The following is a 14,655-nucleotide window of genomic DNA, read 5'->3' as shown; positions in this document are numbered from 1 at the left end:
CAACGCCATCCGACAGGGGAAATATCTCGATGCGCGCACTTCTCGTTCTGGCCGCCGGCGCGGCCGCCCTGGGCTTCTCGGGCGTCGCCTCCGCCGCGCCTTCGGTCCGGATCAAGGATGCGGTCGCCCGCGTCGTGGTGATCCCCGAAGCCCGCAACGACATCAAGGTCGAGTTCCTGACCACCAACAAGAGCCTGCCTCTGACCATCCGGCGGAATGGCGCGGACACGATCGTCGACGGCGATCTGCGCATGAACAAGATCCATGGCTGCAACAGCAAGATGGGCCTGACCACGATCAAGGTGCGCGGCGTCGGTGAAGTGAAGTGGGAGGACATCCCGCAGATCGTCATTCGCACGCCGATGCGGGTCGATGTGTCCGGGGCCGGCGCGGTGTTCGGCAGCGTTGGCCGCAGCGACAGCCTGGCCCTGGCCAACGCCGGCTGCGGTGACTGGACCGTCGCCAATGTGAAAGGCGAGCTGGAAGTCAGCCAGGCTGGTTCAGGCGACACCAATGTCGGCACTGCGGGTTCGGCCGAGATCAGCATTGCCGGCTCCGGCAGCGTGAGGACCCAGGAGGTTGCAGGCGACTTCACTGTCTCGATCGCCGGCTCGGGCGACGCCGGGGCGGCCAGTGTCGGCGGCAAGGTCGAGGTCAGCATCGCCGGCTCGGGCGATGTGGTGATCGCCGGCGGTCGCGCCAAGTCGATCGAGGTCAGCATCATGGGCTCGGGCGACGTGACCCATGACGGCGAAGTCGGTGATGTCGAGATCTCGGTGGCCGGTTCCGGCGACGTGCGGATCGCCAAGGCGATCGGCAATGTCAGCAAGTCGGTGGCCGGTTCGGGCGACGTCTATATCGGCCACTGAGCCGCGTTCGACGATCACACACACATATATAGAGTGAAGGCCCCGGGACGGATGTCCCGGGGCCTTCCGCTTTTTTAGCCTCGCCGCGTTTAGCGGACGCCGAAGCCGAACAGCGTGCCAGCGTCGATCAGGTCGGCGCCGGCTGCGTCACGAGCCTTCAGGCTGCCGCCGAAGGTGTAACGCACGCCGATCTTGACCGAGTCCGACTTCAGGTCGGCCAGGTCTTCGCTTTCGGTGTGGGTGTACTTGCCGAAGGTCGACCAGCCGGTGTTGGCGAACTTGTATTCGCCGCCCAGGCTGGCGTCCCACGCTTCGGCTTCCACCAGGGTGTCGAGCTTGGAATAGCCCAGGCCGCCGTCGAGCCGGAAGTCGTCGGTCACGAAGTAGCGGGCCTCACCGCGCACGGCGTACAGGTCGGCGTCCAGGTCGTTGGACTGGCCATAGGCCGCCAGGCCCGAAAGGGTGACATTGCCCAGGTACTTGTGGGCTTCAGCGCCGACGGCCCACAGGGTGTCGTTGCTGGGACGCGACAGGGCGGTAAAGCCGCCGACGCGCCAGGTGTCGCCAATCTTGGTGGTCAGGTGCACGGCGCCGGAGGCGACGGTTTCGTCACTGATGTCGTTGTCCGAGATCGACACGTCGCCATTGGCGGTGACGGTCCAGGCCGCGCCGACCGGAACGGCGACCGAGCCGTCGATCTTCACCGACGAGCCGTCACCGCTGAGAACGCGGGTGTCGATGTCGCTGTAGTTCACGGCGGCGCCGACCGAACCGACTTGCTGGGCGAAGGCGGGAGCCGAGAAGGCGAGGACCGCGACAGCGGCGGCGGCAAAAAGTTGGGTCTTCATAGTGGGTAATCCCCTTACTGGAAAAACCCCGGCGCTGGCGGTCATTGGGGGGAGGGGCCACCAGTCCGCCGGGGAGGGGCGGCATCTATGGCGCGTCGGCTGGCGCCACAAGGGGCAATAGCCGTGCTTCAGGGTCAGTTGATGCTCAATTGCGACACTTGAAAGATCAGGACGGCCGACTAGTCGCATGTCCGCGCACGTTCCCACCCATGTGACGGTGTTATTCGACAATCCCATGACAGATGAGGGGTTGCGGAGATGGGGCCAGGCGCCTATCCAGAAGCGGCTCGCCGAGTCGCCTCAGTTTCTGGCGCGACAAGGCAAGCGGAGCGCTTGACGAAACCGGATTCGGAACGTACAAGCGCGCCTCTGTTGGACCGGCTGTGAGCTTTAGGGCTCAAACGCGGTTCGCGAGACGCCCGGACATAGCGCCGCCAACCTTCTTTCGAGAAGGGGCGCAATATCTGGACATAACCCCCACGGGCAACCGTGAGGGCCATTTGTTTTGCGGACGCTGCGTTCGAACTCTCCCAAGGGTTCGAGTTGGTCTTTGAAATGGTTCGAGACGCGGGCGCAGCCCACTAGGAAACCGAGCGATATGGATCGTCAGAACATCCGCATCCGGCTCAAGGCCTTCGATCACCGCGTGCTGGATCATTCCACACGCGAGATCGTCAATACGGCCAAGCGCACTGGTGCGACGGTACGGGGCCCGATCCCCCTGCCCACGCTTATCGAGAAATTCACCGTCAACCGTTCGCCGCACGTCGACAAGAAGTCGCGCGAACAGTTCGAGATCCGTACGCACAAGCGCGTTCTCGATATCGTTGACCCGACTCCGCAGACCGTGGACGCGCTGATGAAGCTCGACCTGTCGGCCGGCGTTGACGTCGAAATCAAGCTGTAAGGAGGGCCGAATCTTATGACTCTCCCCGCAAATCGTACTGGCGTGATCGCCAAGAAGCTCGGCATGACCCGCTTCTTCGATGAAACCGGACAGCACATCCCGGTCACCGTCCTGTCTCTGGATGGCTGCCAGGTCACCGCTCAACGCACCCAGGAGAAGGACGGTTATACCGCCCTCCAACTTGGCGCTGGCGCCAAGAAGCCGAAGAACACCCCCAACGGCATGCGTGGCCACTTCGCCAAGGCCTCGGTTGAACCCAAGCGGGTTGTCGCCGAGTTCCGCGTCGAAGAAGCCGCTCTGATCGAAGTGGGCGCGGAAATCACCGCCGACCACTACGTTGCCGGCCAGAAGGTCGACATCCAGGGCGTCACAGTCGGTAAGGGTTTTGCCGGCGCCATGAAGCGCTGGAACTTCGGTGGTCTGCGCGCAACCCACGGCGTCTCGGTCTCTCACCGTTCGCACGGCTCGACTGGTCAACGCCAGGATCCGGGTCGTACGTTCAAGGGCAAGAAGATGGCCGGTCACCTGGGTCAGGAAACGGTCACCACGCTGAACGTCACCGTCTGGAAAGTCGATGTCGAGCGCGGCCTGATCCTGGTCAAGGGCGCTGTCCCCGGCCACGAAGGCAGCTACGTGAAGGTTCGTGACGCGATCAAGAAGGCCCCTCCGGCCGACCTGCCGCGTCCGGGCGCCTTCCGCAAGGCTGGCCAGGCTCCGGCGACCGCCGCTGCTGAAACCCCCGCTGAGGAAGCCCCCGCGGCATCGACCGAAGAGGGCGAAGGCTAATGAAACTCGACGTCATCAATCTGGACGGCGGCAAGGCCGGCTCCGTTGATCTCGACGACGCCATCTTTGGCATCGCCGACATCCGCGGCGACATCCTGCAGCGCGTCGTCACCTGGCAGCTGGCCAAGCGCCGCTCCGGCAACCACAAGATTCAGGTCCGTAACGAGGTCTCTCGCACGGGCAAGAAGATGTACAAGCAAAAGGGCACCGGCGGCGCTCGTCACGGTTCGCGCCGTGCGGCTCAGTTCGTCGGCGGCGCCAAGGCTCACGGCCCTGTCGTCCGCAGCCACGCGTTCGATCTTCCCAAGAAGATCCGTGCGATGGCTCTGCGTCACGCTCTCTCGTCGAAGGCCAAGGCCGGCTCGCTCATCGTGCTGGACAACGTCGCTCTGACCGATCCGAAGACGGCCGCCCTGCGCGCCACCTTCGACAAGATGGGTCTGAAGAACGCTCTGGTCATCGCGGGTCCGGAAGTGGACGGCAACTTCAAGCTCGCCGCCCGCAACATTCCGAACATCGACGTGCTGCCGAACGCCGGCCTGAACGTCTATGACGTGCTGCGTCGCCACACCCTGGTCCTGACCAAGGACGCGGTGGATGCGATCTCGGCGCGTTTCGCTGAGAAGGAAGCCGCGTAATGGCCGCAACCGCCCGCCACTACGACACGATCCTGTCGCCGGTGATCACCGAAAAGGCCACCCTGCTTTCCGAGCAGAACAAGGTTGTCTTCCGAGTGTCCGCCGATGCGTCCAAGGACGAAATCGCCGCCGCAGTCGAAGAACTGTTCAAGGTCAAGGTCACCAAGGTCAACACCATGGTCACCAAGGGCAAGACCAAGCGCTTCCGCGGCATCATCGGACGTCGTTCCGATGTCAAAAAAGCCATCGTGACCCTGGCCGAAGGCCAGTCGATCGACATCACGACGGGGCTCTAATCAGATGGCCTTGAAGCACTTTAACCCGACCAGCCCAGGCCAACGCGGCCTGGTCCTGATCGACCGCAGCGAGCTCTACAAGGGTCGTCCCGAGAAGAAGCTCGTTGAAGGCCTGACCAAGTCGGGCGGTCGCGGCGGCAATGGCCGTATCGCGGTCCGCTTCCGCGGCGGCGGCGCCAAGCGCCTGTATCGCCTGGTCGACTTCAAGCGTCGCAAGCAAGGCGTGGCTTCGGTTGTTCGTATTGAATACGACCCCAACCGCACCGCGTTCATCGCCCTGATCAAGTATCAGACCGATGGCGAACTGGCCTACATCCTGGCCCCGCAGCGCCTCAAGGTTGGTGACGAAGTCGTCACCGCTGACAAGGTCGACGTGAAGCCGGGCAACACCTCGCCGCTGCGGACCATGCCAATCGGCACGATCATCCACAATGTCGAGCTGAAGCCCGCCAAGGGTGGTCAGATCGCTCGCTCGGCTGGGGCCTACGCCCAACTGGTCGGTCGTGACGCCGGTTATGCCCAGATCCGCCTGAACTCGGGCGAGCTGCGCATGGTCCTCGACACCTGCCTGGCCACGGTTGGCGCAGTCTCCAATCCCGACCACATGAACCAAAACCTCGGCAAGGCCGGTCGTGTTCGTCACATGGGTTTCCGCCCTCACGTTCGCGGCGTCGCCATGAACCCGGTCGACCACCCCCACGGTGGTGGTGAAGGCCGGACCTCGGGCGGTCGTAACCCGGTGACCCCGGCCGGCAAGCCGACCAAGGGCGCCAAGACCCGCGTCAACAAGGCCACGGATAAGTTCATCATCCGTTCGCGCCACAAAGCGAAAAAGGGCCGCTAAGCCATGACACGCTCCGTCTGGAAAGGCCCGTTTGTTGACGGGTACCTCCTGAAGAAGGCCGACGCATCACTGTCGTCGGGCCGCAAGGATGTCATCAAGACCTGGTCGCGTCGTTCGACGATCATGCCGCAGTTTGTCGGCCTGACCTTCGGCGTCCACAACGGTCTCAAGCACGTCCCCGTTATCGTGTCGGAAGACATGGTTGGTATGAAGTTCGGCGAGTTCGCTCCCACCCGTAACTTCCCCGGCCATGCTGCCGACAAGAAGGCGAAGAGGAAGTAGGCCATGAGCCAAGCTAAACAACCTCGCCGCCTGCCGGCCAACGAAGCGATGTGTAAGGTTCGCACCTTGCGCACCAGCGCTCGTAAGCTGAACCTGGTCGCTCAGTCCATCCGTGGCCTGAACGTCCAGCGCGCTCTGAACGAGCTCGAATTCAGCCACAAGCGCATCGCCCAGGACGTCCGCAAGGCGCTGTACTCGGCCATCTCCAATGCCGAGAACAACCACAACCTCGACATCGACTCGCTGGTCGTGTCCGAGGCCTATGTGGGCAAGAACCTGGTGATGAAGCGCTTCTCGCCCCGCGCCCGCGGCCGTGCGACGCGCGTTGAAAAGCCGTTCTCCGAGATCACCATCGTGGTCCGCGAACTGGGTGAGGCCGCCTAATGGGTCAGAAAGTCAATCCGGTCGGGCTTCGGCTCGGCATTAACCGCACCTGGGACAGCCGTTGGTTCGCCGACGGCGCCCAGTACGGCAAGCTTCTGCATCAGGACATCGCTGTCCGTAAGATGCTCAAGAAGCGGCTCTATCTGGCTGGCGTCTCGCGCATCATCATCGAGCGTCCGCACAAGAAGTGCCGCGTCACGATCTATGCCGCCCGTCCGGGCGTCATCATCGGCAAGAAGGGCGCTGACATCGACAAGCTCCGCAAGGACCTGTCGATCATGACGGAAGGCGAGGTTCACCTGAACATCGTCGAAATCCGTAAGCCTGAAACCGACGCCCAGCTGGTGGCCGAGTCCATCGCCCAGCAGCTCGAGCGCCGGATTGCCTTCCGTCGCGCCATGAAGCGGTCGATTCAATCGGCCGTCCGTCTTGGCGCCAAGGGCATTCGCATCAACGTGTCGGGCCGCCTCGGCGGCGCTGAAATCGCGCGGATGGAATGGTATCGCGAAGGTCGCGTGCCGCTCCACACCCTGCGCGCTGACATCGACTACGGTTTCGCGGAAGCCAAGACCACCTACGGCATCATCGGCGTGAAGACCTGGATCTTCAAAGGCGAAGTGCTGGAGCATGACCCGATGGCGCTCGACAAGCGTCTCGCCACCGAGTCCGGCCCTGCCGGCGAAGGTGGTGGGCGCGAGCGCGGCGATCGTCCCGACCGGGGCGACCGCGGCCGTCGCGATCGGGGCTAAGGATAGAGCGCTATGCTGTCACCGAAAAAAACCAAGTACCGCAAGCAGTTCAAGGGGCGCATTCATGGCGTCTCCAAGGGCGGCACCCTGCTGAACTTCGGCTCCTACGGCCTCAAGGCCGTTGAGCCGGAACGCATCACCGCTCGCCAGATCGAAGCGGCTCGTCGGGCGATCACTCGCCAGATGAAGCGCCAAGGTCGCGTGTGGATCCGCATCTTCCCCGACGTGCCGGTCACCGGCAAGCCGGCCGAAGTCCGGATGGGTAAAGGCAAGGGCGCCGTGGATCACTGGGCCGCGCGCGTCGCGCCGGGCCGGATCATGTTCGAAATCGACGGCGTGCCGGACGATGTCGCTCGCGAAGCTCTGCGCCTCGGCGCGGCCAAGCTGCCGATCCGTACCCGTGTCGTCACCCGCATCGACGCAGGTGCGGCTCTGGAGGCCGAAGCGGCATGACCAAGATTGCTGACATCCGGGGTATGACGCCCGACCAACTCGCCGAGCAGCTGCTCAGCCTCAAGAAGGAGCAGTTCAACCTGCGCTTCCAGGCCGCGACCGGTCAGGTGGAAAAGACCCACCGCGTTGGCGAGATCCGCAAGGATATCGCCCGCATCAAGACCGTGCTGCGCGCCAAGGCCGCGGCTTAAGGAGAACGATATGCCCAAGCGTATCCTCGAAGGGGTTGTCGTCTCCGATAAGGGCGACAAGACCGTAGTTGTTAAGGTTGAACGGACCATCGTTCACCCGCTGCTCAAGAAGATCGTGCGTCGCTCCAAGCGGTACCACGCTCACGATGAGTCCAACGCGTACAAGACCGGCGAATCCATCAAGATCGTCGAGTGCGCTCCGAAGTCCAAGCTGAAGACCTGGGAAGTCCTTCCCAAGGTCTCGGCTTAAGTCTGGAAGGTTTAAACCATGATCCAGATGCAAACTAACCTGGAAGTCGCCGACAACTCCGGCGCTCGCCGGGTCATGTGCATCAAGGTGCTGGGTGGCGCAGGTCGTCGCTACGCCAGCGTCGGTGACGTGATCGTCGTGTCCGTGAAGGAAGCCATTCCTCGCGGTCGCGTGAAGAAGGGTGACGTGCTTCGCGCCGTCGTCGTTCGTGTCAACCAAGGCATGAAGCGCAAGGACGGTTCGCTGATCCGCTTCGACAAGAATGCTGCGGTCATCGTCAACAAAGCGAGCGAGCCGGTCGGCACGCGGATCTTCGGCCCGGTTCCTCGTGAACTGCGCGCCAAGAACCACATGAAGATCATCTCCCTCGCCCCCGAGGTGCTGTAATGGCTGCCAAGATCAAGAAGGGCGACCGCGTTGTCGTTCTGGCGGGCAAGGACAAGGGCAAGCAAGGCGCTGTGTCCCAGGTTCTCCCCAAGGAAAACCGCGTTTTCGTGGAAGGCGTGAACCTCGTTCAACGTCACACCAAGGCGACGCAAGCCGATCCGCAAGGCGGCATCAAGAGCAAGGAAGCGGCGCTTCACGTTTCGAACGTGGCGATCGTCGACTCCAACGGCAAGCCCACCCGCGTCGGCTTCAAGATTGAAGGCGACAAGAAGGTGCGCGTCGCCAAGACCACCGGCGAGGTGATCAATGGTTGATCAAGCTTACGAGCCGCGACTGAAGTCCGAGTACCGGGCGCGCATCCGCGCCTCGCTCAAGGAACAGTTCGGTTACACCAACGAAATGCAGATCCCCAAGCTGGACAAGATCGTCCTGAACATGGGTATCGGCGAAGCTGTCGCGGACTCCAAGAAGGCCCAAACGGCCATCAAGGACCTCACCCTGATCGCTGGTCAAAAGCCCGTCGCCACCAAGGCCCGCAAGTCGATCGCCGGCTTCAAGCTGCGCGAAGGCATGATCGTCGGCGCCAAGGTGACGCTCCGCAAGGATCGGATGTACGAGTTCCTCGACCGCCTGGTCACGATCGCGCTGCCGCGCGTGAAGGACTTCCGCGGCCTGAACGGCAAGAGCTTCGACGGCCGTGGCAACTATGCCATGGGTCTGAAAGAGCACCTGGTGTTCCCGGAAATCAACTATGACCAGATCGAACAGATCTGGGGCATGGACATCATCGTCTGCACCACTGCGAAGTCCGATCAGGAAGCCAAGGCGCTCCTGAAGGAATTCCAGTTCCCGTTCACGAATTAAGAGCGGGCAGGGAAACACACCATGGCCAAGAAAAGCGCCGTCAATCGTAACGAGATGGTCAAGTCTCTCGTCAAGCAATTCGCCGACAAGCGCGCCGCGCTCAAGGCAATCGCCAATGACGACAGCCTGCCGCTCGAGGATCGCTTCGAAGCTCGTCTGAAGCTCGCGAAGCTGCCGCGTAACTCCTCCGCTGTTCGCATTCGTAACCGTTGCGAAGTCACGGGCCGTCCGCGCGCCTATTATCGCAAGCTGAAGATGAGCCGTATCGCGCTCCGCGAGCTCGGCTCGTCGGGCCAGATCCCCGGCCTCGTCAAGTCGAGCTGGTGAGGACGATCATATGTCGATGAACGATCCCCTGAGCGACCTGATCGCTCGCATCAAGAACGCCGCCACGCGCAAGCGCGCCAAGGTAGCGACGCCGGCTTCCAAGCTGCGCGCTCGTGTCCTGGACGTGCTGGCCGACGAAGGCTACATCCGCGGCTACTCGCTCGTCGAGAAGCCCGGTGCGTTCCCCGAATTCGAGATCGAGCTCAAGTATTTTGACGGTGAGCCCGTAATCGCCGAAATCGCACGCGTCTCCAAGCCGGGCCGCCGCGTCTATTCGTCGATCAAGGACCTGAAGCCGATCAAGAACGGCCTGGGCATCTCGATCCTTTCGACGCCGAAGGGCGTCATGTCGGACTCCGCCGCACGCGACGCTAATGTCGGTGGCGAAGTCCTCTGCCGCGTCTACTAGGCGCGGGAGGGAAAGAGCATGTCACGTATCGGTAAAAAAGCCGTCGCGATCCCCTCGGGCGTGAATGTCACGATCGACGGGCAGACGGTCACGGTGAAGGGCCCCAAGGGGCAACTCGCTTGGACCATCGCTGACGAGATCGCCGTCACCCAGGAAGGTTCCGACCTCCTTCTGGTGGCTCGCGAAGAGAGCAAGCGCGCCATGTCGATGTGGGGTCTGTCCCGCACGCTGGTGGCCAACATGGTGCAAGGCGTCACCGCCGGCTTCGAGGAAACCCTCGAACTGGTGGGCGTCGGTTACCGCGCGGCGATGAAGGGCGATGCGCTCTCCATCCAGCTCGGTTTCAGCCACGATGTGAACGTCGAGCCTCCGGCTGGCGTCACCTTCGCGGTTCCGAAGCAAACCGAAATCAAGATCGCCGGTGCTGACAAGCAGGCGGTTGGCGAGATTGCCGCGAAGATTCGCCGCATTCGTCCTCCCGAGCCCTACAAGGGCAAGGGCGTTCGTTATGCCGGCGAAAAGGTTCGCCGCAAGGAAGGCAAGAAGAAGTAAGCCATGGCGCTCACACCTCGCGAATCCGCCGTGCGTCGTGCCCAACGCACCCGCACCCGCCTCAAGGCCCTGTCCAACGGTCGTCCGCGTCTTACGGTCTTCCGTTCGTCCAAGAACATCTACGCCCAGATCATCGATGATGAACGCGGCGTGACCCTGGCTGCCGCCTCCACCCTCGAAGGTGAAGGCAAGACCAAGGGCGCGGACAAGGACGCGGCTGCACTGGTCGGCAAGCTCGTCGCCGAGCGCGCCATCGAAAAAGGCGTCAAGGACGTCGTCTTCGATCGCGGCGGCTACATCTTCCACGGTCGGGTGAAAGCCCTGGCCGACGCCGCGCGCGAAGCCGGCCTGAATTTCTAAGGGAAATCACAGCATGGCTCGTGGTGATCAACAGCGTGGAGACGGCGGCCCCAATCGCGGCCGTCGCGACCGCAACGCCCCCGAAGAGCGGGTCGACAGCGACATCGTCGAAAAGCTCGTTCACATCAACCGCGTCGCCGCCACCGTTAAGGGCGGCCGTCGCTTCAGCTTCGCTGCTCTGATGGTCGTTGGCGACCAAAAGGGCCGCGTCGGCTTCGGTCATGGCAAGGCGCGTGAAGTGCCGGAAGCCATCCGCAAGGCGACCGAAGAAGCCAAGAAGACCATGGTTCGGGTCCCCCTGCGGGAATCGCGCACCCTGCACCACGACGGCTACGGCCGTTGGGGCGCAGGCAAGGTCATGATGCGCGCTGCCCCTCCCGGCACGGGCGTCATCGCCGGTGGTCCGATGCGCGCGGTTCTCGAAACCCTGGGCGTCCAGGACGTTGTGGCCAAGTCGACGGGTTCTTCGAACCCGTACAACATGGTTCGCGCCACGTTCGAGGCCCTGAAGGTTCAATCGTCGCCCCGCCAGATCGCCGCCAAGCGCGGCAAGAAGGTTGGCGACATTCTCGGCCGCCGCGCCGACGGAGCTTCGGCTCCGGACGCCATCGAGGGCTAAGACATGGCTGAAGCTAAAACCGTCAAGGTTCGCCAAACTGGCAGCCCGATCCGCCGCAACGCCACCCAGCGCGCAACGCTGGCTGGCCTGGGTCTCAACAAGCTGGGACGCGAGTCCGAGCTGGAAGATACCCCTTCGATCCGCGGCATGATCCGTAAGGTCCAGCATCTGCTGGAAATCGTCGAGTAGTTCTGCTACGAGACGCGCAAATCGCCACCCCGGTGAAAGCCGGGGTGGTTTTCGTTTGAAGTTCCGCTGTCTGATCCCGCTGGGAACAGAGGGCAGGGGCCTCAACGATCACTCGTTTTTCAAGCCGAGTCTGGCCGCTGGCCGGGCGCAGATCTCCAAGGAGAGGCACATATGACCAAGCTTAATGAACTGGCTCCGACCCCAGGTTCGACCAAGAACCGCATGCGCGTTGGCCGTGGCCCGGGTTCGGGCAAGGGCAAGACCGCCGGTCGCGGCGTCAAGGGCCAGAAGGCGCGCTCGGGCGTCGCCATCGCCGGCTTCGAAGGCGGTCAAATGCCGCTGCACATGCGTATGCCTAAGCGCGGCTTCAACAACCCCTTCCGCCTGGACTTCGCTGAAGTGAACCTGTGGCGCCTGGAACAGGCCGTCGAAGCGGGCAAGCTGAAGGCCGGCGCCGACGTGTCGGTGGCTGACCTGATCGCTGCCGGCGTGATCCGTCGCGAACTGGACGGCGTGAAGCTGCTGGGCAAGGGCGAGATCAAGTCGGCCCTTAAGCTGACCGTCTATTCGGCGACCGAAGCGGCCATCAAGGCCGTTGAAGCCGCCGGCGGTTCGGTGACCGTGACCAAGAAGGTCAAGGTCCAGGCCGAAGACGCCAAGGCCTAATCGACATAGCTGTCATCCCGGACGGCCGTCAGGCCGAGCCGGGACCGCGGCATGCGTCGGCGCCTTTCAAGGTCCCGGCTCTTCGCTCCGCTTCGGCCGGGATGACAGTTCTTTTTGAGGCTCGCCGTGACATCACGGCGGGCCTCACCTATTTGTGGCTCAGTATTAGAGTCGTGGGGAATTGAATGGCCTCGGCCGCCGAACAACTCGCAGCCAACATGAATTTCGCGTCGTTCCAAAAGGCGACCGAACTTCACAAGCGCATCTGGTTCACGATCATCGCTTTGGTCGTCTTCCGCCTTGGCACCTATGTGCCGATCCCCGGCATCAACCCGGAAGCCTTCGCCAACGCCTTCGCGGGCCAGTCGAAGGGCATCCTGGGCATGTTCAACATGTTCTCGGGGGGCGCTGTCGAACGGATGGCGATCTTCTCGCTGAACGTGATGCCCTACATCAGCGCCTCGATCATCGTGCAGCTGATGGGCTCGGTGTATCCGCCGTGGGAAAAGCTGAAGAAGGAAGGCGGCGAAGCCGGCCGCAAGACCCTCAACCAGTACACGCGCTATCTGGCCGTGGTTCTGGCGATCGTGCAGTCGTTCAGCATCGCGGTCGGCCTGCAAAGCCAGCCCGGCCTGGTGTTTGACGGGATCAGCGGTCCGTTCTTCATTGCCTCGACCGTCGTGGCCCTGACCGGCGGTACGCTGTTCCTGATGTGGTTGGGTGAGCAGATCACCAGCCGCGGCGTTGGCAACGGCGTTTCGCTGATCATCTTCGCCGGCATCGTGGCGGGCCTTCCGCGCGGCATCGGCCAACTGCTGGTGCAGTCGCAGACTTCGGGAAACTATCTGCCGTTGTTCGTGATCGTGTTCCTCGCCGTTGCGGCGGTCTGGGCGATCGTCTTCATCGAGCGCTCGCAGCGTCGCCTGCTGGTCCACTATCCCAAGCGCCAGCAGGGTAACCGCATGATCGGTGGCGACACCTCGTTCATGCCGCTGAAGATCAACACCGCCGGCGTCATCCCGCCGATCTTCGCCTCCAGCCTGCTGCTGCTGCCGACGACCGCCATGGGCTTCCTGTCGACGGCGGCCCTGCCGGCCTGGGCCGCCTGGCTGCCGGGCACGGTGGGCGCGCTACAGCACGGTCAGCCGGCCTTCATGCTGATGTATGCGGGGCTGATCATCTTCTTCTCGTTCTTCTACACCTCTGTGGTGTTCAACCCCGACGAGACGGCCGAAAACCTTCGTAAGTACGGCGGTTTCCTGCCAGGCATCCGCCCGGGCAAGCGAACGGCCGAGTACCTGGATTATGTGCTCACCCGCCTGACGGTGATCGGCGCGGCCTATATCACCGCCGTCTGTCTGGTACCCGAAATCATGATGACGAGCCTGGGCGCGACCCAGTTCGCCCTGGGCGGCACCTCGGTGCTGATCGTGGTGACGGTGACCATGGATACCGTGGCGCAGATCCAGTCCCAACTGCTGGCGCACCAGTATGAGGGCCTGATCAAGAAGTCGAAACTCCGCGGCGGCAAAGGCCGCTAGAGGATAAGGCGTTCTGGAAGCCGGTTTGTCACAAAACCGGCTTCCGTTTTTTCCCCCCGCACTCTAGGTCTGCGTGGGAAGATGACCGAGCGTAGACTCGGCGACGCGCGAAGGGGCATTCATGAACTTGATCCTGTTCGGACCGCCGGCGGCGGGGAAGGGGACCCAGGCCAAGCGGCTCGTCACCGAGCGCGGCATGGTCCAGCTTTCCACCGGCGACATGCTGCGCGCGGCGATCGCGTCCGGCTCCGAGCTGGGCGCCCGCGTCAAGGGCGTGCTGGACCGGGGCGACCTGGTGACCGACGAGATCGTCATTGCCCTGATCGAGGACCGCCTGGCCGAGGCTGAGGCCGCTGGCGGCGCCATCTTCGACGGATTTCCCCGCACCGTGGCCCAGGCCGTGGCGCTGGATAAAATGCTGGCCGCTCGCGGGCAGAAGATCGACCTCGTCCTCCGACTCAAGGTAGACGAGCCCTCCCTGATCGAACGGATCTCGAAGAGATTCGCCGAGCAGGGCAGGCCTGACGACAATCCGGAAGTTTTCGTGACCCGTCTGGCCGCCTACAATGCCCAGACGGCGCCTTTGCTGCCCTACTATGTAGAGCAGGGTAAGCTGACGGAACTGGATGGCATGGCGCCTGTGGAAGCAGTCGCGGCCTCTATCGACGCGGCGCTCTCGGGCGCGGTGTAAGACATTTTCAATTCGTTGATTTTCGGCGGATTCAACCATTGACGGCGGCGCAACGATCCCTATAACGGGGCGCTTCCGCGAAAGGGCGCGATCTGTGCGCGCCGGACTGGGTCGTAAGACCGGGCCGGGCGCGCCGTTCGCGTCTTTAGTGCGTGACTAGGAGAACATTAGACGTGGCCCGTATTGCAGGCGTCAACATACCGACGAACAAGCGCGTTTTGATCGCGCTTCAGTACATTCATGGCATCGGCCAAAAGTCCGCTCGTGACATCGTCACGAAGGTGGGTCTCGATGACGCCCGCCGGGTCAATCAGCTGACCGACGCAGAAGTCCTGCAGATCCGTGAAACGATCGACAAGGACTTCACCGTCGAAGGCGACCTGCGCCGCGAAAATTCGATGAACATCAAGCGACTGATGGACCTGGCCTGCTATCGCGGCCTGCGTCACCGTAAGGGCCTCCCGGTCCGCGGTCAGCGCACGCACACGAACGCTCGCACCCGCAAGGGTCCGGCCAAGCCGATCGCCGGCAAGAAGAAGTAAGGTAGCCTGAC

General features: G+C 63.0%; 26 protein-coding genes and 1 pseudogene. 26 read left to right on the top strand and 1 reads right to left on the bottom strand.

What is annotated here, in order from left to right; all coding sequences use genetic code 11:
- Positions 1-29: 29 nt before the first annotated feature.
- On the top strand, positions 30-869 hold the full coding sequence (locus ACN2C8_RS10735; RefSeq protein ID WP_419251736.1) for a GIN domain-containing protein: 840 nt from the start codon (positions 30-32) through the stop codon (positions 867-869).
- Positions 870-958: 89 nt separating this feature from the next.
- On the opposite strand, the gene ACN2C8_RS10730 is transcribed toward ACN2C8_RS10735, so the two are convergent.
- Positions 959-1,717, bottom strand: coding sequence for a hypothetical protein (locus ACN2C8_RS10730; protein ID WP_419251735.1), 759 nt, complete (start codon positions 1,715-1,717; stop codon positions 959-961).
- A 383-nt stretch (positions 1,718-2,100) separates the two neighbouring features.
- On the opposite strand from ACN2C8_RS10730, the pseudogene ACN2C8_RS10725 reads away from it, so the two are divergent.
- The 25 genes and pseudogenes from ACN2C8_RS10725 (at position 2,101) to rpsM (ending at position 14,644) form a co-directional block, all read left to right on the top strand.
- Positions 2,101-2,302, top strand: a pseudogene (locus ACN2C8_RS10725) (hypothetical protein).
- A 13-nt stretch (positions 2,303-2,315) separates the two neighbouring features.
- The gene (gene rpsJ, locus ACN2C8_RS10720; protein ID WP_004616952.1) at positions 2,316-2,624 is read left to right on the top strand and encodes a 30S ribosomal protein S10; all 309 of its coding nucleotides are present in this window, start codon (positions 2,316-2,318) and stop codon (positions 2,622-2,624) included.
- Between the two features lie 15 nt (positions 2,625-2,639).
- Positions 2,640-3,410, top strand: coding sequence for a 50S ribosomal protein L3 (gene rplC / locus ACN2C8_RS10715; protein WP_419251734.1), 771 nt, complete (start codon positions 2,640-2,642; stop codon positions 3,408-3,410).
- Complete coding sequence (rplD, locus tag ACN2C8_RS10710; RefSeq protein ID WP_419251733.1) at positions 3,410-4,048, top strand: 50S ribosomal protein L4; 639 nt, start codon at positions 3,410-3,412, stop codon at positions 4,046-4,048. The genes rplC and rplD overlap by 1 nt, the downstream gene beginning before the upstream one ends.
- On the top strand, positions 4,048-4,344 hold the full coding sequence (locus ACN2C8_RS10705) for a 50S ribosomal protein L23 (RefSeq protein ID WP_419251732.1): 297 nt from the start codon (positions 4,048-4,050) through the stop codon (positions 4,342-4,344). Before rplD ends, ACN2C8_RS10705 begins: the two co-directional genes overlap by 1 nt.
- A gap of 4 nt (positions 4,345-4,348) precedes the next feature.
- Positions 4,349-5,188, top strand: a complete 840-nt coding sequence (rplB, locus tag ACN2C8_RS10700) for a 50S ribosomal protein L2 (RefSeq protein ID WP_419251731.1) — start codon at positions 4,349-4,351, stop codon at positions 5,186-5,188.
- 3 nt (positions 5,189-5,191) lie between these two features.
- Positions 5,192-5,470 carry a 30S ribosomal protein S19 gene (gene rpsS, locus ACN2C8_RS10695; RefSeq protein WP_419251730.1) on the top strand — a complete coding sequence of 93 codons (279 nt, stop codon included), beginning with the start codon at positions 5,192-5,194 and terminating at the stop codon, positions 5,468-5,470.
- A gap of 3 nt (positions 5,471-5,473) precedes the next feature.
- Positions 5,474-5,854 (top strand): 50S ribosomal protein L22, encoded by a 381-nt coding sequence (gene rplV, locus ACN2C8_RS10690; RefSeq protein WP_035049356.1) that lies wholly within the window; start codon positions 5,474-5,476, stop codon positions 5,852-5,854.
- Positions 5,854-6,603, top strand: coding sequence for a 30S ribosomal protein S3 (rpsC, locus tag ACN2C8_RS10685; RefSeq protein WP_419251729.1), 750 nt, complete (start codon positions 5,854-5,856; stop codon positions 6,601-6,603). Before rplV ends, rpsC begins: the two co-directional genes overlap by 1 nt.
- 12 nt (positions 6,604-6,615) lie before the next feature.
- Positions 6,616-7,056 carry a 50S ribosomal protein L16 gene (rplP, locus tag ACN2C8_RS10680; RefSeq protein WP_419251728.1) on the top strand — a complete coding sequence of 147 codons (441 nt, stop codon included), beginning with the start codon at positions 6,616-6,618 and terminating at the stop codon, positions 7,054-7,056.
- Positions 7,053-7,247, top strand: coding sequence for a 50S ribosomal protein L29 (gene rpmC, locus ACN2C8_RS10675; RefSeq protein WP_035049361.1), 195 nt, complete (start codon positions 7,053-7,055; stop codon positions 7,245-7,247). Before rplP ends, rpmC begins: the two co-directional genes overlap by 4 nt.
- Before the next feature lie 10 nt (positions 7,248-7,257).
- The gene (gene rpsQ, locus ACN2C8_RS10670) at positions 7,258-7,497 is read left to right on the top strand and encodes a 30S ribosomal protein S17 (RefSeq protein ID WP_062145542.1); all 240 of its coding nucleotides are present in this window, start codon (positions 7,258-7,260) and stop codon (positions 7,495-7,497) included.
- Between the two features lie 18 nt (positions 7,498-7,515).
- The gene (rplN, locus tag ACN2C8_RS10665; protein ID WP_035049365.1) at positions 7,516-7,884 is read left to right on the top strand and encodes a 50S ribosomal protein L14; all 369 of its coding nucleotides are present in this window, start codon (positions 7,516-7,518) and stop codon (positions 7,882-7,884) included.
- A complete protein-coding gene (gene rplX, locus ACN2C8_RS10660; protein WP_419251727.1) occupies positions 7,884-8,198 on the top strand; it encodes a 50S ribosomal protein L24 in 315 nt (104 codons plus the stop codon). Before rplN ends, rplX begins: the two co-directional genes overlap by 1 nt.
- Complete coding sequence (gene rplE / locus ACN2C8_RS10655; protein WP_419251726.1) at positions 8,191-8,748, top strand: 50S ribosomal protein L5; 558 nt, start codon at positions 8,191-8,193, stop codon at positions 8,746-8,748. The genes rplX and rplE overlap by 8 nt, the downstream gene beginning before the upstream one ends.
- 21 nt (positions 8,749-8,769) lie before the next feature.
- On the top strand, positions 8,770-9,075 hold the full coding sequence (gene rpsN / locus ACN2C8_RS10650) for a 30S ribosomal protein S14 (RefSeq protein ID WP_419251725.1): 306 nt from the start codon (positions 8,770-8,772) through the stop codon (positions 9,073-9,075).
- A 10-nt stretch (positions 9,076-9,085) separates the two neighbouring features.
- Positions 9,086-9,484, top strand: coding sequence for a 30S ribosomal protein S8 (gene rpsH, locus ACN2C8_RS10645; RefSeq protein ID WP_062145548.1), 399 nt, complete (start codon positions 9,086-9,088; stop codon positions 9,482-9,484).
- An 18-nt stretch (positions 9,485-9,502) separates the two neighbouring features.
- Positions 9,503-10,036 carry a 50S ribosomal protein L6 gene (gene rplF, locus ACN2C8_RS10640; protein WP_419251724.1) on the top strand — a complete coding sequence of 178 codons (534 nt, stop codon included), beginning with the start codon at positions 9,503-9,505 and terminating at the stop codon, positions 10,034-10,036.
- A gap of 3 nt (positions 10,037-10,039) precedes the next feature.
- Positions 10,040-10,396 (top strand): 50S ribosomal protein L18, encoded by a 357-nt coding sequence (gene rplR / locus ACN2C8_RS10635; RefSeq protein ID WP_035049377.1) that lies wholly within the window; start codon positions 10,040-10,042, stop codon positions 10,394-10,396.
- A 13-nt stretch (positions 10,397-10,409) separates the two neighbouring features.
- Entirely contained in the window at positions 10,410-11,015 is a 606-nt protein-coding gene (rpsE, locus tag ACN2C8_RS10630; RefSeq protein ID WP_419251723.1) for a 30S ribosomal protein S5, read from the top strand.
- A 3-nt stretch (positions 11,016-11,018) separates the two neighbouring features.
- Positions 11,019-11,204 (top strand): 50S ribosomal protein L30, encoded by a 186-nt coding sequence (gene rpmD, locus ACN2C8_RS10625; protein WP_419251722.1) that lies wholly within the window; start codon positions 11,019-11,021, stop codon positions 11,202-11,204.
- 171 nt (positions 11,205-11,375) lie between these two features.
- Positions 11,376-11,870 carry a 50S ribosomal protein L15 gene (gene rplO / locus ACN2C8_RS10620; protein WP_419251721.1) on the top strand — a complete coding sequence of 165 codons (495 nt, stop codon included), beginning with the start codon at positions 11,376-11,378 and terminating at the stop codon, positions 11,868-11,870.
- A 185-nt stretch (positions 11,871-12,055) separates the two neighbouring features.
- Positions 12,056-13,411, top strand: a complete 1,356-nt coding sequence (secY, locus tag ACN2C8_RS10615; protein WP_419251720.1) for a preprotein translocase subunit SecY — start codon at positions 12,056-12,058, stop codon at positions 13,409-13,411.
- Positions 13,412-13,532: 121 nt separating this feature from the next.
- The gene (locus tag ACN2C8_RS10610; RefSeq protein WP_419251719.1) at positions 13,533-14,102 is read left to right on the top strand and encodes an adenylate kinase; all 570 of its coding nucleotides are present in this window, start codon (positions 13,533-13,535) and stop codon (positions 14,100-14,102) included.
- A 173-nt stretch (positions 14,103-14,275) separates the two neighbouring features.
- The gene (gene rpsM / locus ACN2C8_RS10605; protein WP_419251718.1) at positions 14,276-14,644 is read left to right on the top strand and encodes a 30S ribosomal protein S13; all 369 of its coding nucleotides are present in this window, start codon (positions 14,276-14,278) and stop codon (positions 14,642-14,644) included.
- Positions 14,645-14,655: the final 11 nt, after the last annotated feature.

The organism is Caulobacter sp. ErkDOM-C (assembly GCF_048541825.1).
Classification (GTDB): domain Bacteria; phylum Pseudomonadota; class Alphaproteobacteria; order Caulobacterales; family Caulobacteraceae; genus Caulobacter.
Note: the sequence above shows the minus strand (reverse complement) of the source record. Positions and strands in the feature narration are given on the sequence as shown.